Genomic DNA, 17,073 nt, shown 5'->3' with positions numbered 1-17,073 from the left:
AGTAAATAAATAATTTACTCCAAACCACTTAAATGTATAAAACACACAAATAAACAACTCAATTGAATTATTTATGTTTTTTAATAATTGTATATTAAATAACTAGACACATACATAGAATTGTATAAAATTCGCGCTCTTTTAATTCAAAAGGGAAGCAAATTGGAATTTAAGAATCACTATGGCAGTGTCAGTATCATCACTGATGGTCCAATTATAATTGGACAATTTTCTGGTAATATTAACGCACGTTTAGTCAATGACTTTGCAGTAGATATAAAAAAGCATATTTCTGATCTAGCTGGAAAGCCGTGGGCTTATATTAGTCATTCTACCCAATTACTTGCTACAACTCCTGAGGCCGAACGCGGGTTTATCCAATTGTTACGTGCTCTACAAAGCACTAACTGTGTCGCTACCGCATACATGTTTAGCTCATCAATTGTACTCAATCAAATGAAACGCATCATTGCACAAGCACAATCACCAATTCAGATAATGGACTGTTTATTTGATGATTTAGATAGCGCTAAAGCCCATGTGCTAAAGAAACTCGAATTTGCAGAAATGGCTTGTTAAAAACAAGCCATTTTCATTTTGGGGTTGGATTAATCTCGGTAAAACTTAGTCTCTTTAGTAATTGCGATATTGGCATCTTCTAATGCTTGAATGTGAAAACTGATAGGCGTTACTTTTGACTTTAAGTCATAGCCATCAGCAACCACAGTAACAGGTACTCGCTTCATCTGACCTGCTTCAACTTTGATAGTTTCAGGCAATTGTAAGCTTGCTTCTTCGATACCACTTATACCAATTGAATAACTCAAACTATGCTGCGTTTTATTGATGATTGATAAGGTATATGGATTCTCTACCAAGCCTTCAAAATTAACTCGGTACAGTGCATTACGGTCACGAATTACAGAGGCCTCGATTGGTGTGCGCATTGCCATCCACACAACCATCCCAACGACAAATAGCGCCGTCAAACCACCATAACCAAGAAGTTTTAGTCTAAATGGGTTGGTCGTTTTACCTTCCATTTGTTTTTCCGAGGCGTACTTGATCAGCCCTTTTTGATAGTTGAACTTTTCCATTGTGCTATCACAGGCATCAATACATAAACCACAGTTTATGCATTCATATTGCAAGCCATTACGAATATCTATACCAGCTGGACATACTTCTACACACAAATTACAGTCTACGCAGTCACCTAAGCCTAACTCTTTTGGATCGGCTTTACGCTTACGAGCACCGCGAGATTCTCCTCGCTCTTGATCGTACGTGACCACCAAGGTGTCTTTATCAAACATTACTGATTGAAAACGCGAATATGGGCAAGCAACAGTACACATTTTTTCACGCAAGAATCCCGCATTCCCATACGTACAAAATGCGAATAAAAATACCCAAAAGCTTACAATGCCAGACATTTCTAGGGTAAATAGGCTCATGTATAAAGACTTAGCCGGGATGAAATAAGCCATGAATGACATTGATGTGAGTAAAGAGATCACAAGCCAAGCGGCATGTTTAGTGATTTTCTTTTGCCATTTACTTGCTGACCAAGCTGTTTTATCAAGTTTAATACGCTGGTTTCGGTTACCTTCAACTTTGTGTTCAACCCAAGTGAACATAAGCATCCAGATTGTTTGCGGGCAAGTGTAACCACACCAAACACGACCTAGCCAGTTAGTGACGAAAAACAAAGCAAACGCACCAGTCATAAATAACATGGCTAAGATCATAAAATCTTGCGGTAACAACGTTAATCCAAACAGGGTAAATTTTTGACTTGCTACATCAAGTAATACGGCTTGTCGACCATCATATGGGATCCACGGAATAGCTATAAAAGTCAGCATCAGCACCCAGCCTAAGTAACGGCGGATACGTTGGAAATGCCCTTTTTGCTCTCGAATATAAATTGGCCCATCTTGGTTGTAGGGCTTGATGATTAAGTCTTGCTCTTTTATATCAAATTTCATTTTGCTACTTACTATTGTGTCGGTAATAACCTGACAGAGCAACTATCAGGCCAACAAAAAACAAAATCAAACCATTGATATAAAAGGGAAAATTTAAATTTAAGAATATTGAAATCGCGAAATATCACGAATGCTCGCGATATATTGCGAATTAACGTTTTATAGCCAACTTTTTCATTTTTGACCTGAGGGTACTTTCTGGAAGACCCAGTAAAGTTGCAGCGCCATTATCACCTGATACTTGTCCGTTACAACGCTTTAGCACCTGGAGAATATGCTGCTTTTGTACAGCATCAAGCGAGACAACCTGCTCATCCGGTTGTTCATTATTCAACGGAGCAGAGAGTTGTAGTACAGACTGCTTAGATAAAATAGCTTCACGCTCAAGGATATTTTGTAATTCACGAATATTGCCAGGCCAATCATAATTACCCAGCTTAGTGAGCGTTGCTTTGCTAAGCCCCTTTAACTGCTTACCTAAGCGCTTATTAAGCTGAGTTATTATGTTTGCCGCTAAAAGTGGAATATCTTCTTTGCGTTCACGTAGAGCTGGCACACGAATAGGAAACACATTTAAGCGATAATACAAGTCCATTCTAAAGCTACCCTGCTCAACCATTTGCCACAGGTTTCGATTTGTTGCAGCTAACACGCGAATATCAACTTTTATAGTTTGACTGCCACCAACTCGCTCAAACTCTTGTTCTTGTAGCACGCGAAGTAATTTACTTTGCGCTTCTAATGGCAGCTCTGCCACTTCATCTAGAAATAAAGTCCCCTTGTCAGCTAATTCAAAGCGCCCTTTTCTACGTTCATTTGCACCAGTAAATGCCCCTTTTTCATGACCAAATAGTTCAGACTCAATTAAATTAGCTGAAAACGCAGCACAATTGACCTTTATAAAAGGTTGCTCAGCACGGCTACTCAAGCGATGAAGGTTTCGTGCCACCAGCTCTTTACCCGTGCCGTTTTCACCTAAAATCAAAACTGTACTATTAGTTTGGCTTACCAAGGTAATTTGCTCGAGCATACTTTGGAATGAATGACTTTGACCAACCAAACCGGAATCTTGCCAATCTTCGTTTAACTCTGAAATAAGGTAAGCATTCTCAGCTTGTAGTTGCTCAGACAAGTGCTGAACTTGCGCTAGAGCGTCGCGCAATGCCACTTCTGTTTGCTGCTGTTTTGACACATCGCGAAAAATCGCGACCGCACCAATCAAGGCGCCATTTTTATAAACTGGGGTTGAAGTATACTCGACGGCAAAATAGCTACCATCTTTACGCCAGAAGACTTCATCGTTTACATGACGATGTTTACCATCGAACATAGTGCAATATATTTGGCATTCATCTGCGGGATATGGTGACCCATCTTTACGAGTATGGTGATGATATTGGTGTATTTTTTTACCAAGTAGCTCGTCTGCTTTCCAGCCTGTCATGCGCTCAGCGGCAGGGTTTACAAAAACCGCATTACCCGATAAATCGAAGCCATAGATCCCTTCACCAACTGCATTTAACAGTAACGTAGGGTCGTTTAAAAATTCCTTGATCATAGCAATTACTTGTTTCGCGAAATATCACGAGCAATTATGGCAAGGTTGAACTTGCTTAACAAGTAATTACAAAAAAGCGGCTCAAGGCCGCTTTAAAAATTTTTAATATTTTTTATAGTCTAGGTACTAAGATAATTTCGCCCTGAGATACTTTCATATCTAATGGCAATTTGCTCAGTAGTGCAACTTTAGGGTCGTTCATATTTAATTTATAAACAGGGTTAACCGCTAAAAAGCCGTTAATCACTTGCATTGCTTGATCATCTAATAAGTTTAAGCTGCCCTTAAAACCCGCTGTATCTAAAGTTGTATCAACCAGTTTTACATTTCGTAAAAAGACCGCTTTTTTCTCGCTGTCATAAAATGGACTACCTTCGATTTGAAGCTTTAAGCGGACTGGATACTTAAGCGCGAAAGCTTTGATGACAGCACTAGAATCAGCCCCTAAAACCACCACATCACGCTTATCTGGGCCGACATTGACACTCAGATCGTTTACAGCAAAATCAACAGGTAAGCCCATCAGCTTAATCTGTTCACTTAGTTTTGGTAATTGATTAGCAAGGGCTGCTTCAATTTCTGAATTAGTAAACGAGTACACCGACATTCCTTGATCTGTACTTTTACATGCCCCTAAAAATAAACAGGTAAGTAGTAATAAAATTCTCATTGTTTTCCTCAAAAACACACGGAAAAAAACCGCTTCAAAAAGCGGTTTTATTCGTTAAATTGCAAATATTGTTTTAAGCCTTGCTAGTGTGTCAGCTGAAACTGAACCCTTACTGACTGCAAGTAATTGCTTTAAGTAATAATAAACATCTGCATGTTCACCACGGTGTTTATCATCTAACATCGCAACTTGCTCTGTCATACGTAACTGACTATCAGCTGACTCAACGCCTGCCAAAATTTCGATACGAGTTAAGAGCTGCGCAGCATTTAAGTTTGTCGTTAATGCAGCTTGGAATTGCGAAGGAAGTTCGCTGCCGCTCTCAAGAGCAGCAAATAAAGCCGTTAACTTAGACTGCTCTGCTTGCTTGCTAATGTGCGCTGTTTTTGCACTAATCGCTGTCTCTAACTGACTCACTCGTGCTGATAATGCTTTTGAGTACTCAAGTTCAGCCAGCTTCACTGTCAAATCTTTAAGCTGTGCAAGATGCACCACTGTTTCAAGTGCTGACTCAAGCTCACTCAACTGCGCTGCTGCAACTTCATCATTTTGCTGCTGTACTTGCTTTTGCTGTTCAAACTCGGCGCTGCGCTTTGCAAAGGTGTCGTCATTAACACGTCTAAATTGCTGCCATAAGGTATTTTCTGCTTTCATTCCTGCAAAGCCAATAGTTTGCCAAGTTTGTTGCAATACCTTGAGTTCTTGGCACGCAGACGCTAAATCATCGCTTTGAGATAACTGTGTTGCCTGCTCTACCAGCGCTGCTTTTTGCTCAGCATTTGCTTTATGGAAGGCAGCTAGCTGTGCTTGCACTAGTGATTGCGCAGCTTTGAATTGCGCTTGTAGTTCACGATACGTTTTAGGATCAACATTTCCTGCTGAGCGCCAAGCTTTAGCGGTACGATTGAACTTACTCTCAAACTGCTTCCAATCGAACTCGTCAGAAGACGTATCAAGATCTGTTAGCTCTTGCATTTGCTTGATTGTATCAAGACGCTGTGCCTTAGCTTGTTCTCGCTGTTGCTCTTGCTCAGCAAAATACTCACGACATGGTGCAAACAGCAACTCTATTTGCTGATCGAATAACCCACCTTGTTGTTTCTCTGCATCAGTGTCTAAACGGCCTAATTCATTCCAACGACGACGCAGCTGTTTAACTTGCTCAGCGCGTTGTTTAGGGTCTGTACATTCTGTTGCGGCTAATTCATTTACTTCAGCAAGTAATGCTTCACGCTTTGGTGCTGAAGCATATTTTTGCCAATCTTTTGCTTCTGCTAATTGCGCTTCTAAATCAGCTTTTAGGCTATTTAATGGCTGCTTGTAATACTCTGTAAGCGTAGCGTATAACTCTTCAAAACCTTTAAACACACCAAATGCTACATTGAAGCGCCCTTGGTCAATTAAGCGTTTTACATCACGTGCTTTACGCTTTGCTGTTTGTTGGTTCTTCTCAAACTTATTAGTAAGCGGTGCCATCGCTTGCTGCCAGCTATTTACTGCTTCAGCTAAATTTGCTTTAAAGCGACCTTGTAAGCGATTAGGAATACTTGCCAGCTTTTTACGTGCAAGTTTTTGCTGTTGTTCAAACTGCTGTTTCAGGCCGTCAAACTCGCTTTCTTCTTCTGTTGTCGCAACCGTGTTTAATTTATCAAATGCATCTTTAAACTCAGCGATAGCAGTAACTAATTGCGGTAACTCTTCAACTTGGTTGAATAAATTTGTTAAGTGCTGTTTTACATCACGAACATTTTGGTTATTAGGTAGATTCGCCTCTGTTAACGCATCTTTTGCTTGTGCAACTTTAGCTTCAAGCCAGTCTTGCTGAATTTGTTCTGGCGTTTCTAAACCCAGTTGCAATGCATTTTCAATTTCTTCACCAATTGCTTCAAGGCTTGCTAATGCTAAGACCTGACGCTGTTGCTCAGCTAAAGCTTGCTGCGCCGCTTCATGCTCTTTGCTTAGTTGTGCAATATGAGACTCAAGCTTTTGCGTAATCGCTGAATACTTTTTATCAAGTGTGCTTACTTGCTCATCGCTTAACCATTTTAATTCAATAGCTTGCCACTGCTGTAATAACTCAGCTTGTTGCATTGATACCAACTGAAAATCATTTTTATCACGAAGTGCATTCAGCTTTGCTAATACTACACGTGTATCTGCTTCAACTTTTGCAGGCATTTCGGTTGCTAGGCGTTCATTTTCAAGGTAAGCGGCTAGCTGTGAATACGCTTCACCTTTTGCATGTTTAAGTAATGATTTAGCAAGTTGGTGACTAATAACAAGCTCAACAAGTTGCAATTGCAGTTCTTCGCGGCCTTCTTTAAAGGCTTTATCAATTAAACTTGGATTTGCTAAGCGTTTTAATAATTTAACCCGAACTTGAATTTCTTTTTCTGCAAACGCAAGTTTTTCAAGCGTTTTTACTGGTGCATAACGCTCAATAAACTCATTTTTGATGTTTGCATCTAGTTTGCTATCAGTGTTTAACACAGCTTGGTTTATATGTTGCTCTGCAACGTCTTTAAGTGCTTGATCTTGTTTGTATGCTTGCCACCATAGAACAATATCATTGACTTTGTTCAGGGCTTTTTTACGGATCTCAGCAGAACTGTCTTCAAGAGCAATGCTATTTAAAATACTAAGGTCACGCTCTGTATCAAGACGTTCAACCGCAGCTAAACGAACTTGATTTTTAGGGTGCTTCCATTTTGGAGTAAACAGGTGTTTAAAGATCATTTTCACTAAACCTAGCTATTTCATTTTCTGATGCGAATTCTTTTTGCAATTGAGCTTTGCTCTTTTGCACCATTTCACCATTTGCGCCAATGGTAAACTGCTCATTGCTTTGCGAAACTTTAGCTTGATAAAGCATCACGAGTTGAACGGTTTGTTGTTTTTGCTCTTCAGACAAAGGCGTGCCATCAGGCCACTTACCGGTTGAGGCACCATACTGAAGACGTTCAAATACTTCTGGGGTGATATTTTTAACGATATGATCAATATTCATGTTACTTTTTCTTTTTTAAAACAACTAAATAGATGCGACTTACGAGATACCATACAAAACCGACTGCCATTGCCGATGTATAAGCATACCACTCAAGAGACTTTGCTTCGGGGTGCATAAAGTAATAACAGAAAAAGCCCCCTAAAAATAAAATCAGTGCGAGGAAAGACTGATTCATAAACTTTTGTTGTCTACGAATACGCGTTTCTTTTTGCATTTGCTGCAATTGCTCATTGCTTAGATCGGTGACTTGGCATTCACAATGCGGGCATTGTTTATGTTTGTCAGATATTGGTTTTGCACACTGCGGGCAACTAATAATCGCCATATCTTTCTCCATACTACGCATAAAAAAGGCGCCTTAAGGCGCCCTTTATTGTACTTGTTTTATGAGTCGATGTCTTATTTGAATTTCATTCATTTGTGAAGATTCGAAAACCTGCACAATTAAATCCATCACAAAAACTCAAAATCCTGATTTATTGTTTCTGTTTCGCCTTTTCAGCTAGACGCTTTTCCCAGAAAGTAGCATTTTTAATGCCTAATTTAACTGGGTCAAAAGTGATTTCACCACCGGCTTTCTTTTGGTCTTCATAATCACGTAAACAGCTAAGAGCAGGTTTAGCGACAAAGAAAATAGCCAAGATACCAACAATATTGATCCACGCCATTAAACCAACACCTATATCACCAATATTCCAGATATAGCCTGAGCTATTCACCATCCCATAAGCTACCATAAACATAATAACTAGCTTTACGATAACTAACGGAATATTGCCTTTGAAATAACGGTTTAAATAAGCAACATTGGTTTCAGCAATATAGTAATAAGCAAGAATTGTGGTAAATGCGAAGAAGAATAAAGCAATACCAACAAATGCTTCGCCAAAGCCACCGAATACACTAAATAATGCCATTTGCGTGAAAGCAGCAGAGCCTACTTCAGTTGCAGCATCAACGTTTTGAACAATGAATTGACCTGCAGGTAACTCACCAACAATGTTGTATTGTTTAGTGATTAGAATCATTAGCGCTGTTGCTGTACATACAAAGATAGTATCAACATAAACAGAGAATGCTTGTACTAAGCCTTGTTGTGCTGGGTGATCTACTTCAGCAGCTGATGCTGCATGTGGGCCGGTACCTTGACCTGCCTCATTTGAGTAAATACCACGTTTAACACCCCAACCAATTGCTGCGCCAAAGCCAGCTTGAGCTGTGAAGGCATCAGATAAAATCATTGAGAAAATACCCGGTACTTTATCTAGGTTTAAGAACACCACTATTAAAGCTAACACGATGTAACCTAACGCCATAAATGGCACTACAATTTGGGTGAAGTTTGCGATACGTTTAATACCGCCAAAGATAATAAATGCCAGCACAATTAAGATGATTGCAAGGGCTACTAACTTGAAGCTACCTACTTCACCAAAACTGGTGCTAACCAGTGTACCTTCACCGAAAACTTGAGTGAATGCATTACCTACCGCATTAGCTTGAACGCCTGGAAGGAATACACCACAGGCGATAATCGCTGATACCGCGAATAATACGGCTAGCCACTTTTGTTGTAAGCAACGGTCGAAGTAATATGCAGGACCACCACGATATTGGCCGTCTTCTTCTGATTTATAAATCTGACCAAGTGTTGACTCTGCATACGCAGTACTTGCGCCTAAAAACGCAACAATCCACATCCAGAAAATCGCACCTGGACCACCAAAGCCAATTGCTGCAGCAACCCCAGCAATATTACCTACACCTACACGGCCAGATAACGATACAGCTAGCGCTTGAAATGAAGAAATACCCGTATCTGAATTATTTGAGCTTAGCAATAATTTACACATTTCTTTGAAATGTCTAACTTGTGCGAATCGGGTTAAAACGGAATAAAACAGACCTGCACCTAGACATAAATAAATGAGTGCACTACTCCAAATTATGTCATTAACGGCGCTTACTAAAGCTTCCATGGATATCCTCTATGATTATATTTTTTATTGTTAGTTACGATACTCAGCGTGAGCTTGTGAGAATGCGCGACACTATGACTGTGAGAAATAAAAAAATGAGATTTTGGTACTTCTCAGTTGAACATATTGAATATTAACTTAAACCAACCAAGTTTGTTAACAGTTAATTTTCAATATGACAAATGTACCCACCTAGTTAACATTCGATGCATCTTGCTCTGCACCGTCATTTTTCAGTCTACAGATACAATTACGGGCATCAGTTTTGCTGATGCCCGTAAGGTTCGTTATCTTAATTTATCAACCACGTTAACGATAGCCGCTAACGTATCTTGACCAAATTGATACGAGCGACGATCTGACCAGCCATAATCTGGATCTGGTAAATCATTGTTATCTTTAAATGGCATCTCTACCGTGTAAGCTAATGCATTAAATTCATGCGCGACAGCAGAAGAACCGACAGTTAAGTTAGCCTGGCCCGGCTCATCTTTTGGATAACCATGTTCGTCTTGGAACTCAGGCGTCACAGTTAAAAGCGCAGCTTTAAAGCTATCTTCTAACTCTTTTAAGCGATCATCGTAGCCTGGGATACCTTCACTACCCGCAACAAAGTTATAAGGAATTGCTTCGTCACCATGAATATCTAAGTGCATATCAAGGCCCGTTTCACGCATTTTGTTAAGCACTAAGAAAACTTCAGGGCTATTTTCCATGCTCGGTGTTTGCCATTCACGGTTCAAATTGACACCTTTAGCGTTAGTACGTAGGTGACCACGCACACTGCCATCTGGGTTCATATTTGGCACGATGTAGAATACTGCTTTAGATAGTAACGCAGCTGCATGTGGGTCTTCATCATCAAGTAATTTATGAAGTAATCCTTCAACATACCACTCTGCCATTGTTTCGCCTGGGTGTTGACGCGCCGTGATCCAGATTTTCTTCTTCTCACTACTAGGAATACCCACACGTAATACACTCATGTCACGACCATCAAGTGTTTCACCTAATGTTTCTAATTCACACGCATGCTGGCTTTGTGCCCATGCAAGTAAATCTAAGTGACGGTCATAGCTGTAAGGTGCAAAGTAAGCAAAATACATACTGCTACACTCAGGCTCAACTTCAAATGATAGTGTGCCGTTTGCGTACTCAGACGGAACACGGAACCACGTTTGACGGTCGTATGATGCAACCGTGTGATAACCCTCCCAGCCATCAGGATAGGCTGAATTTTCTAGATTATTAATATGTAATTTATGGTTTTGAAACGCAGTTGTTTCAAGACGAAAGTGAAACCACTGGAAAAAATCAGACTGATTGTCTTTATTAATTTCTAATTGAATGTTCAGTGGATCAACGGCTTCAATAACCTTGATATTACCACTATCAAAATTGCTGGTGATTTTCATTTTATAAACCTATTGGTTAAATATAATTCTTAGCTACTCGCTTATTAGTTAAGAAGTAAGCCAACGCTCTGTAGTTAGAACGTTTTGTTAGTAATATGGTGTAGACCCTAAACAGCCTATCACATGCAGAAAATTTGCAAAAACTTTCACGACTAAAAAAGCCAGCATAATGCTGGCTTCTTGAATCTATATAGTTTAGGTATTAGCGAGGTAAACTTGGGAAAGTTACTTCAGCCATATCACGCATACAGCGTACTACCTGACAGCTATAACCAAACTCATTATCGTACCAAACGTAAAGCACAACACGGTTGTCATCTACGATTGTCGCTTGTGAATCAACAACACCTGCGTAACGACTACCCACTAAGTCAGTAGATACGATTTCAGTAGACGCTGTGTAATCGATTTGGTCACGAAGATCTGAGTAAAGTGCAGTTTCACGTAAGAAAGCATTTAGTTCTTCAACGTTTGTACCTTTTTCAAGGTTTAAGTTCAAGATAGCCATTGATACGTTTGGTGTAGGAACACGGATAGCGTTACCCGTTAGTTTACCTTCAAGCTCTGGTAAAGCTTTAGAAACTGCTTTAGCAGCACCTGTTGAAGTGATAACCATGTTAAGTGCAGCAGCACGGCCACGACGTTCAGCTTTGTGGTAGTTATCAATTAAGTTTTGGTCATTGGTGTATGAGTGAACAGTTTCAACGTGACCGTTTTTGATACCAAACTTATCGTTAAGCGCTTTTAACGTTGGCGTAATAGCATTGGTCGTACAGCTAGCCGCACATACAATTTTATCTTCAGGTTTGATATCTTGGTTGTTTACACCGTATACGATGTTTTTGATGTTACCTTTAGCTGGTGCAGTTAGTAATACTTTTGCCGCGCCTTTTGCTTCTAAGTGCTGACCAAGGCCTGCTTCGTCTTTCCAGATACCCGTGTTGTCAACAACTAGTGCATTTTCGATACCGTAAGCAGTGTAATCAACTTCGCTTGGTGAGTTAGCGTAGATAACTTGAATGTAGCTACCGTTAGCTTTAATTGCGTTGCGCTCTTTATCAATTGTAATAGAGCCATTAAATGGGCCATGGATAGAGTCACGACGAAGTAAGCTTGCACGCTTCTCTAGGTCGCCGTCTTTACCACCACGTACAACGATTGCACGTAAACGCAGGTCTGCATAAGGGCCAGATTTTTCGATTAATAGACGTGCTAATAAACGACCGATACGCCCAAAACCGTATAACACAACATCACGTGGCTCTTTGCGCTCAGAGTTTGCGATTTCTGCTAATTCGTCAGTTAAGTACTCTTCAACTGAACGACCTTTTGCAGCATCTGTAAACAAATAACCATACGCTAGTTTACCAATATCGATACGTGCAGAGTTTAAGTCCATTTTGCTAATTGCTTCTAAGAAAGGGAAGCTTTCACGTAAACGTAGTTTTGTACCTTCAAACTGAGCAACTGTTTTATGCGCTTTGATGATATCGATTGTACTGGCATTAACGAGAGGACGGCCATATACAGCGATTTCGATACCACGATTACGGTAAAGTCTACCAATAATAGGTTGCATACTTTCTGCGTAATCTTGACGTTCTTGCCAGCTGCTTGTGTATTCTAACTCGTGAGATGAGGTCATTTTTTTTACCTAATTAAACAATTTTGAACGGATAGCCTTAAAAAATGTGCTGTGATTTGAGAGCAACACATCTCAGGCAGGGGTATTCTAATTTAAACTCAAACGATTCTCCACTGTTACAGAACAAATCATTGCGCTAGAATAAAGTAGTACAAATTAAGTTGAGGTTAAGGAATGTTATTAAGAGCAAGTGTGTTGCTTGGTTTATTGGCATTAGCAGGCTGTGAAGATCCACTTACACTGGCAAAAGTGTGCGACGAAACACCTGGCTTCTGTAGTGATTTGAATAAAGACAGTCACTGTAAAGAGCAACGTGCCGAAGTTATCATTCAACGTTACGTTGAATATAAGTCACCAACAGACGAGAACAAATACCAATTATTAAAGGATTTTGAGAAATACGATCAATGTGTGTCTCTTGCCGCCAAGATTGAGCATATAAAACTAAAAGAAAAAACCACGTCTCGCGTTGAAGGCCATTTAACGAGCATTAAAGAAATGACGCGAATTTTTCAAGATACCAAAAATACTGACCACCCAGGTTTGTTGTATTACCATTGGTCACGTAATAATGACCAATCTGCATTAACTAAGTTACTCGCCCTTGAAGAAAAACAAGATAAACGCGTCACTGAAGATGCCGAAATGCAGTTTTTCTTAGCGAGCTACTACGTGAAGTTTGATGATGAAAAAACCATTGATTTGCTTTACAAAACGCTAGAGCTAAATAAAGCAGGTGCAACACCCAACCCTGAGATCTACCCTACTCTCGTGAGCTTATTCTACAAACATGAAAAGTATAAGCATGCCTACACCTTTGCACGTGTAGCACAATTATCAGGGTATGAAGATGTCGATATTTTACCTATTGAGCATCAACTCGCTGCCGCAGGTAAAAGCTTAGACAGCTTAGATGATTTAGCACAAAAAACCTACGACAGTATCCAAGGAGGAAACTTCGTATCACCACGCGGTTTTTAGCTTTTGATAGCTCGCAAGTAAATACTTAAACAAATAAAAAAGGCAGCTAACGCTGCCTTTTCTTATTTTGCTTTGCTTGTGCCAACTTCTACACGAGTTTTTAGCTTCTGACCTGGTCTAAAAGTCACAACTCGGCGCGCCGAAATAGGAATATCTTCACCTGTTTTCGGATTGCGGCCTGGACGTTCTTTTTTATCTCGAAGATCAAAGTTACCAAATCCAGAGAGCTTAACCTGCTCGCCTTTTTCTAGCGCTGAGCGGATTTCTTCAAAAAACGCTTCAACTAAATCTTTGGCATCTTTTTTATTGATCCCGAGTTTTTCAAATAGGTGTTCAGCTATGTCGGCTTTAGTAAGCGCCATATCTAGTCCCTCAACGATGCGTTAAATTGTTCGGCCAGTGCGGCCACCACATTATCAACTACTTGATTGATATCTTTCTCTTCGAGCGTTCTATCAACCGCTTGCAGTGTTAGAGCAATCGCCAAACTCTTATAATTTGGCTCAATACCTTTGCCCTTATACACATCGAATAAGTTTAGGTCAACCAATTGATTTCCGCCAACTTTTTCTATGACATTTAAAATATCGCCAGATTTTACGTGATCTTCCACTAAAATCGCGATATCACGGCGGTTTGACGGGAATTTCGACACTGCCACTGCTTCTGGTAATTTTCTTTTTTCTAGTGCAGACATTTCGATTTCAAACACAAATGCTGTGTTATTGATATCTAGTGACTTTTGCACTTGTGGGTGCACTGCACCAAAAAAACCTACTTTTTTACCATCAACATAAATAACGGCTGATTGGCCTGGGTGTAAGCCATCAGACTGCTCTGCTTTTATCTCAAAACGTGATGAATCGTTACTAATTGCTAAAAGTGCTTCAACATCACCTTTTAAGTCATAGAAATCAACGCTACGCTTTTCTTGAACCCAATGTTCACCGTGTGCAAGACCAGAGATTACACCACCAATGACAGCAACTTGGTTTACACCGTTTTCAGCATTTTCCTCACGTAAGAATTTAAGGCCATGCTCAAATAAACGTACGCGTGGTTGCTGACGGTTTTGGTTGTAAACTAGTGACGCTAATAGACCCGGCATTAAGCTAACACGCATTGCTGACATTTCAACCGAAATTGGGTGTGGTAATACAAGCGCATCACTTTGCGGATGTAAAATTGCTTGTGCTTTTGGATCAACGAAGCTGTAAGTAATTGCTTCTTGGTAACCACGTGTTACAAGTGTATTGCGGAATTTAGTTACTGCAACATGAGACTCGTCATGGTTAGTCATTTTTAATTTAGCAGTTGGTGCAACGTTAGGAATGCTGTTATAGCCGTAAACACGCGCAACTTCTTCAATTAAATCTTCTTCAATACGAATATCAAAGCGATAACTCGGTACGTCAGCGCTCCATACACCATCAACAATTTTCACATCTAAACCTAAACGCGTTAGGATGTCAGTCACTTTTGCATCATCAATGTGGTGGCCAATTACACGGTCTAAACGCTCACGGCGTAAACGCACTTCTGTCACTTTTGGTAATTTATCAGTGGCTACGGCTTCAACTACAGGGCCAGCTTCACCGCCGACAATCTCAAGTAGTAATGCAGTCGCACGTTCCATAGCATCTTTTTGTAGTGCAAAATCAACACCACGCTCGTAGCGATGTGATGCATCAGTGTGTAAGCCGTAACTACGTGCTTGACCTGCAATAGCGACAGGGTTAAAGAATGCGCTTTCTAATAAGATGTCTGATGTTGCTTCAGTCACACCTGACTTTTCACCACCAAAAATACCTGCAATGGCAAGTGCTTTGTTGTGATCAGCAATCACAAGTGTAGACTCGTTAAGTTTTGCAGTGTTGCCATCTAGCAAAACTAACTCTTCACCCGCGTTTGCGCTACGTACTTTAATGCCACCTTCAATCGCATTTAAATCAAATGCATGCATTGGGTGACCAAGCTCTAGTAACACGTAGTTTGTAACATCAACTACCGGGTCAATTGAGCGAATGCCACTGCGACGAAGTTTTTCTACCATCCAAAGTGGTGTTTCTGCATCAAGGTTGATACCTTTGATTACACGACCTAAATAACGAGGACACGCTTCATCATTTACAAGCTCAATCGATACTTTGTCGTCAATCGTTGCAGCAACTGGTGTGATTTCAAGTGTATTTACATCAACACTGTTAAGTACGCCCACTTCACGCGCCAGACCTTTGATACCTAAACAATCACCACGGTTTGGTGTTAAGTCAACATCAATAATGTTGTCGTCTAGGCTCAAGTATTCACGTAAATCAGTGCCGATTGGTGCATCACTTGGTAATTCCATGATGCCATCGCCTTCTTCGCTGATACCTAACTCAACGAATGCGCAAAGCATACCATGTGAAGGTTGACCACGAAGTTTGGCTTTTTTGATTTTAAAATCGCCTGGCAATACAGCGCCTACAGTAGCAACCGCTACTTTTAAACCTTGACGACAATTAGGTGCGCCACAAACGATATCAAGTAGCTCATCACCACCTACGTTTACTTTCGTCACACGTAATTTATCAGCATCAGGGTGTTGACCACATTCAACAACTTCACCTACAACAACGCCTGTAAACTCCGCAGCCGCTGGCTCAACACCATCGACTTCAAGACCAGCCATTGATAACTGTTCCGAAAGAGCCTGCGTGTCGATTGCTGGGTTAACCCACTCTCTTAACCACTTTTCACTAAATTTCATTTTATATCTTCACTCTTAACGGAACTGGTTTAGGAATTTTAAATCGTTTTCGAAAAATGCACGTAGGTCGTTTACGCCGTAGCGCAACATGGTTAAACGCTCAACACCCATACCGAATGCGAAGCCAGTGTATTTTTCTGGATCAATACCCACTGATTTAAGAACGTTAGGGTGAACCATGCCACAGCCTAATACCTCTAACCACTTGCCGTTTTTACCCATAACATCAACTTCAGCTGATGGCTCAGTAAATGGGAAGTAAGAAGGACGGAAACGAATTTCCATGTCTTCTTCAAAAAAGTTGCGTAAGAAGTCGTGCAGAATACCTTTTAACTCAGTGAAGCTTACATCTGTGTCAACCATTAAGCCTTCGACTTGATGGAACATTGGCGTGTGTGTTTGGTCATAATCATTACGGTAAACACGGCCTGGAGAGATGATACGCAGTGGTGGCTGTTCAGTTTCCATGGTACGAATTTGTACACCACTTGTCTGCGTACGTAACACAAGTTTTGGGTTGAAATAGAAAGTATCATGATCAGCACGCGCTGGATGGTGCTCAGGAATATTTAGCGCATCGAAGTTATGAAAATCATCTTCAACTTCAGGACCTGATTTAACCGCAAAACCTAACTCACCAAAAAAGCTTTCTATACGTTCAATTGTACGAGTTACTGGGTGTAAGCCACCTGTAGGCATAACACGACCCGGTAAAGTTACGTCGATCGTTTCTGCCGCTAGCTTCTCTTCAAGAGCCTTACTTGCTAGTAACTCACGCTTTTCGTTTATCGCTGTTTGTACTTCTTGTTTTGCTTGGTTAATCACTTGACCCGCTTCTTTACGCTCTTCAGGGGCAATCTTGCCAAGCGTTTTAAGTAAGTTGGTGATTTCACCTTTTTTACCAAGGTAATTAACCCTGATATCTTCTAATTGCGCGATTTCATTCGCACTGGCAACAGCCTCTAGTGCTTGCGCTAAAATATTTTCTAAGTTCATTGAGTACCTGGTCTTTCACAGAAGGATTTTTGTAATAGCTAATGATAACTGAAAGCAAGGACTAGATTCTAGCCCT

General features: G+C 40.5%; 14 protein-coding genes. 2 read left to right on the top strand and 12 right to left on the bottom strand.

What is annotated here, in order from left to right; all coding sequences use genetic code 11:
• Positions 1–162: 162 nt before the first annotated feature.
• On the top strand, positions 163–579 hold the full coding sequence (locus tag J8Z25_RS06985; protein ID WP_130051787.1) for a hypothetical protein: 417 nt from the start codon (positions 163–165) through the stop codon (positions 577–579).
• A 29-nt stretch (positions 580–608) separates the two neighbouring features.
• Here the strand turns inward: J8Z25_RS06985 and ccoG are convergent, their stop codons facing one another.
• The 9 genes from ccoG to J8Z25_RS06940 all read right to left on the bottom strand — a co-directional run bounded on the left by ccoG (position 609) and on the right by J8Z25_RS06940 (position 12,268).
• Positions 609–1,991 carry a cytochrome c oxidase accessory protein CcoG gene (ccoG, locus tag J8Z25_RS06980; protein ID WP_130051788.1) on the bottom strand — a complete coding sequence of 461 codons (1,383 nt, stop codon included), beginning with the start codon at positions 1,989–1,991 and terminating at the stop codon, positions 609–611.
• A gap of 151 nt (positions 1,992–2,142) precedes the next feature.
• Positions 2,143–3,549 (bottom strand): sigma-54 interaction domain-containing protein, encoded by a 1,407-nt coding sequence (locus J8Z25_RS06975; protein ID WP_250661891.1) that lies wholly within the window; start codon positions 3,547–3,549, stop codon positions 2,143–2,145.
• A 112-nt stretch (positions 3,550–3,661) separates the two neighbouring features.
• Complete coding sequence (locus J8Z25_RS06970; RefSeq protein ID WP_130051790.1) at positions 3,662–4,219, bottom strand: YceB family lipoprotein; 558 nt, start codon at positions 4,217–4,219, stop codon at positions 3,662–3,664.
• Between the two features lie 54 nt (positions 4,220–4,273).
• Entirely contained in the window at positions 4,274–6,955 is a 2,682-nt protein-coding gene (locus J8Z25_RS06965; protein WP_250661890.1) for a DUF349 domain-containing protein, read from the bottom strand.
• Positions 6,945–7,226 carry a YeaC family protein gene (locus J8Z25_RS06960; RefSeq protein ID WP_054561213.1) on the bottom strand — a complete coding sequence of 94 codons (282 nt, stop codon included), beginning with the start codon at positions 7,224–7,226 and terminating at the stop codon, positions 6,945–6,947. Before J8Z25_RS06960 ends, J8Z25_RS06965 begins: the two co-directional genes overlap by 11 nt.
• 1 nt (position 7,227) lies before the next feature.
• Entirely contained in the window at positions 7,228–7,554 is a 327-nt protein-coding gene (locus J8Z25_RS06955) for a hypothetical protein (RefSeq protein WP_130052303.1), read from the bottom strand.
• Between the two features lie 151 nt (positions 7,555–7,705).
• On the bottom strand, positions 7,706–9,208 hold the full coding sequence (locus J8Z25_RS06950) for an alanine/glycine:cation symporter family protein (RefSeq protein WP_130051793.1): 1,503 nt from the start codon (positions 9,206–9,208) through the stop codon (positions 7,706–7,708).
• Positions 9,209–9,495: 287 nt separating this feature from the next.
• Positions 9,496–10,623: a M14 family metallopeptidase gene (locus J8Z25_RS06945; RefSeq protein WP_250661889.1), complete on the bottom strand. Its 1,128-nt coding sequence runs from the start codon at positions 10,621–10,623 to the stop codon at positions 9,496–9,498.
• A 202-nt stretch (positions 10,624–10,825) separates the two neighbouring features.
• Complete coding sequence (locus tag J8Z25_RS06940) at positions 10,826–12,268, bottom strand: glyceraldehyde-3-phosphate dehydrogenase (RefSeq protein WP_167658630.1); 1,443 nt, start codon at positions 12,266–12,268, stop codon at positions 10,826–10,828.
• Positions 12,269–12,442: 174 nt separating this feature from the next.
• Here J8Z25_RS06940 and J8Z25_RS06935 point away from each other — a divergent pair, with 174 nt between their 5' ends.
• Complete coding sequence (locus J8Z25_RS06935) at positions 12,443–13,249, top strand: DUF2989 domain-containing protein (RefSeq protein WP_130051796.1); 807 nt, start codon at positions 12,443–12,445, stop codon at positions 13,247–13,249.
• A gap of 62 nt (positions 13,250–13,311) precedes the next feature.
• Here the strand turns inward: J8Z25_RS06935 and ihfA are convergent, their stop codons facing one another.
• From ihfA to pheS, 3 genes are read right to left on the bottom strand one after another with little or no spacing between them, the layout of a single operon-like run.
• Positions 13,312–13,611 (bottom strand): integration host factor subunit alpha, encoded by a 300-nt coding sequence (gene ihfA, locus J8Z25_RS06930; RefSeq protein WP_002960690.1) that lies wholly within the window; start codon positions 13,609–13,611, stop codon positions 13,312–13,314.
• A gap of 2 nt (positions 13,612–13,613) precedes the next feature.
• Positions 13,614–16,001 (bottom strand): phenylalanine--tRNA ligase subunit beta, encoded by a 2,388-nt coding sequence (gene pheT / locus J8Z25_RS06925; RefSeq protein WP_130051797.1) that lies wholly within the window; start codon positions 15,999–16,001, stop codon positions 13,614–13,616.
• Between the two features lie 15 nt (positions 16,002–16,016).
• Positions 16,017–16,997 carry a phenylalanine--tRNA ligase subunit alpha gene (pheS, locus tag J8Z25_RS06920; RefSeq protein ID WP_062568835.1) on the bottom strand — a complete coding sequence of 327 codons (981 nt, stop codon included), beginning with the start codon at positions 16,995–16,997 and terminating at the stop codon, positions 16,017–16,019.
• Between the last annotated feature and the right edge of the window lie 76 nt (positions 16,998–17,073).

It is taken from the genome of Pseudoalteromonas sp. SCSIO 43101 (genome assembly GCF_023650775.1).
GTDB lineage: Bacteria > Pseudomonadota > Gammaproteobacteria > Enterobacterales > Alteromonadaceae > Pseudoalteromonas > Pseudoalteromonas apostichopi.
Note: the sequence above shows the minus strand (reverse complement) of the source record. Positions and strands in the feature narration are given on the sequence as shown.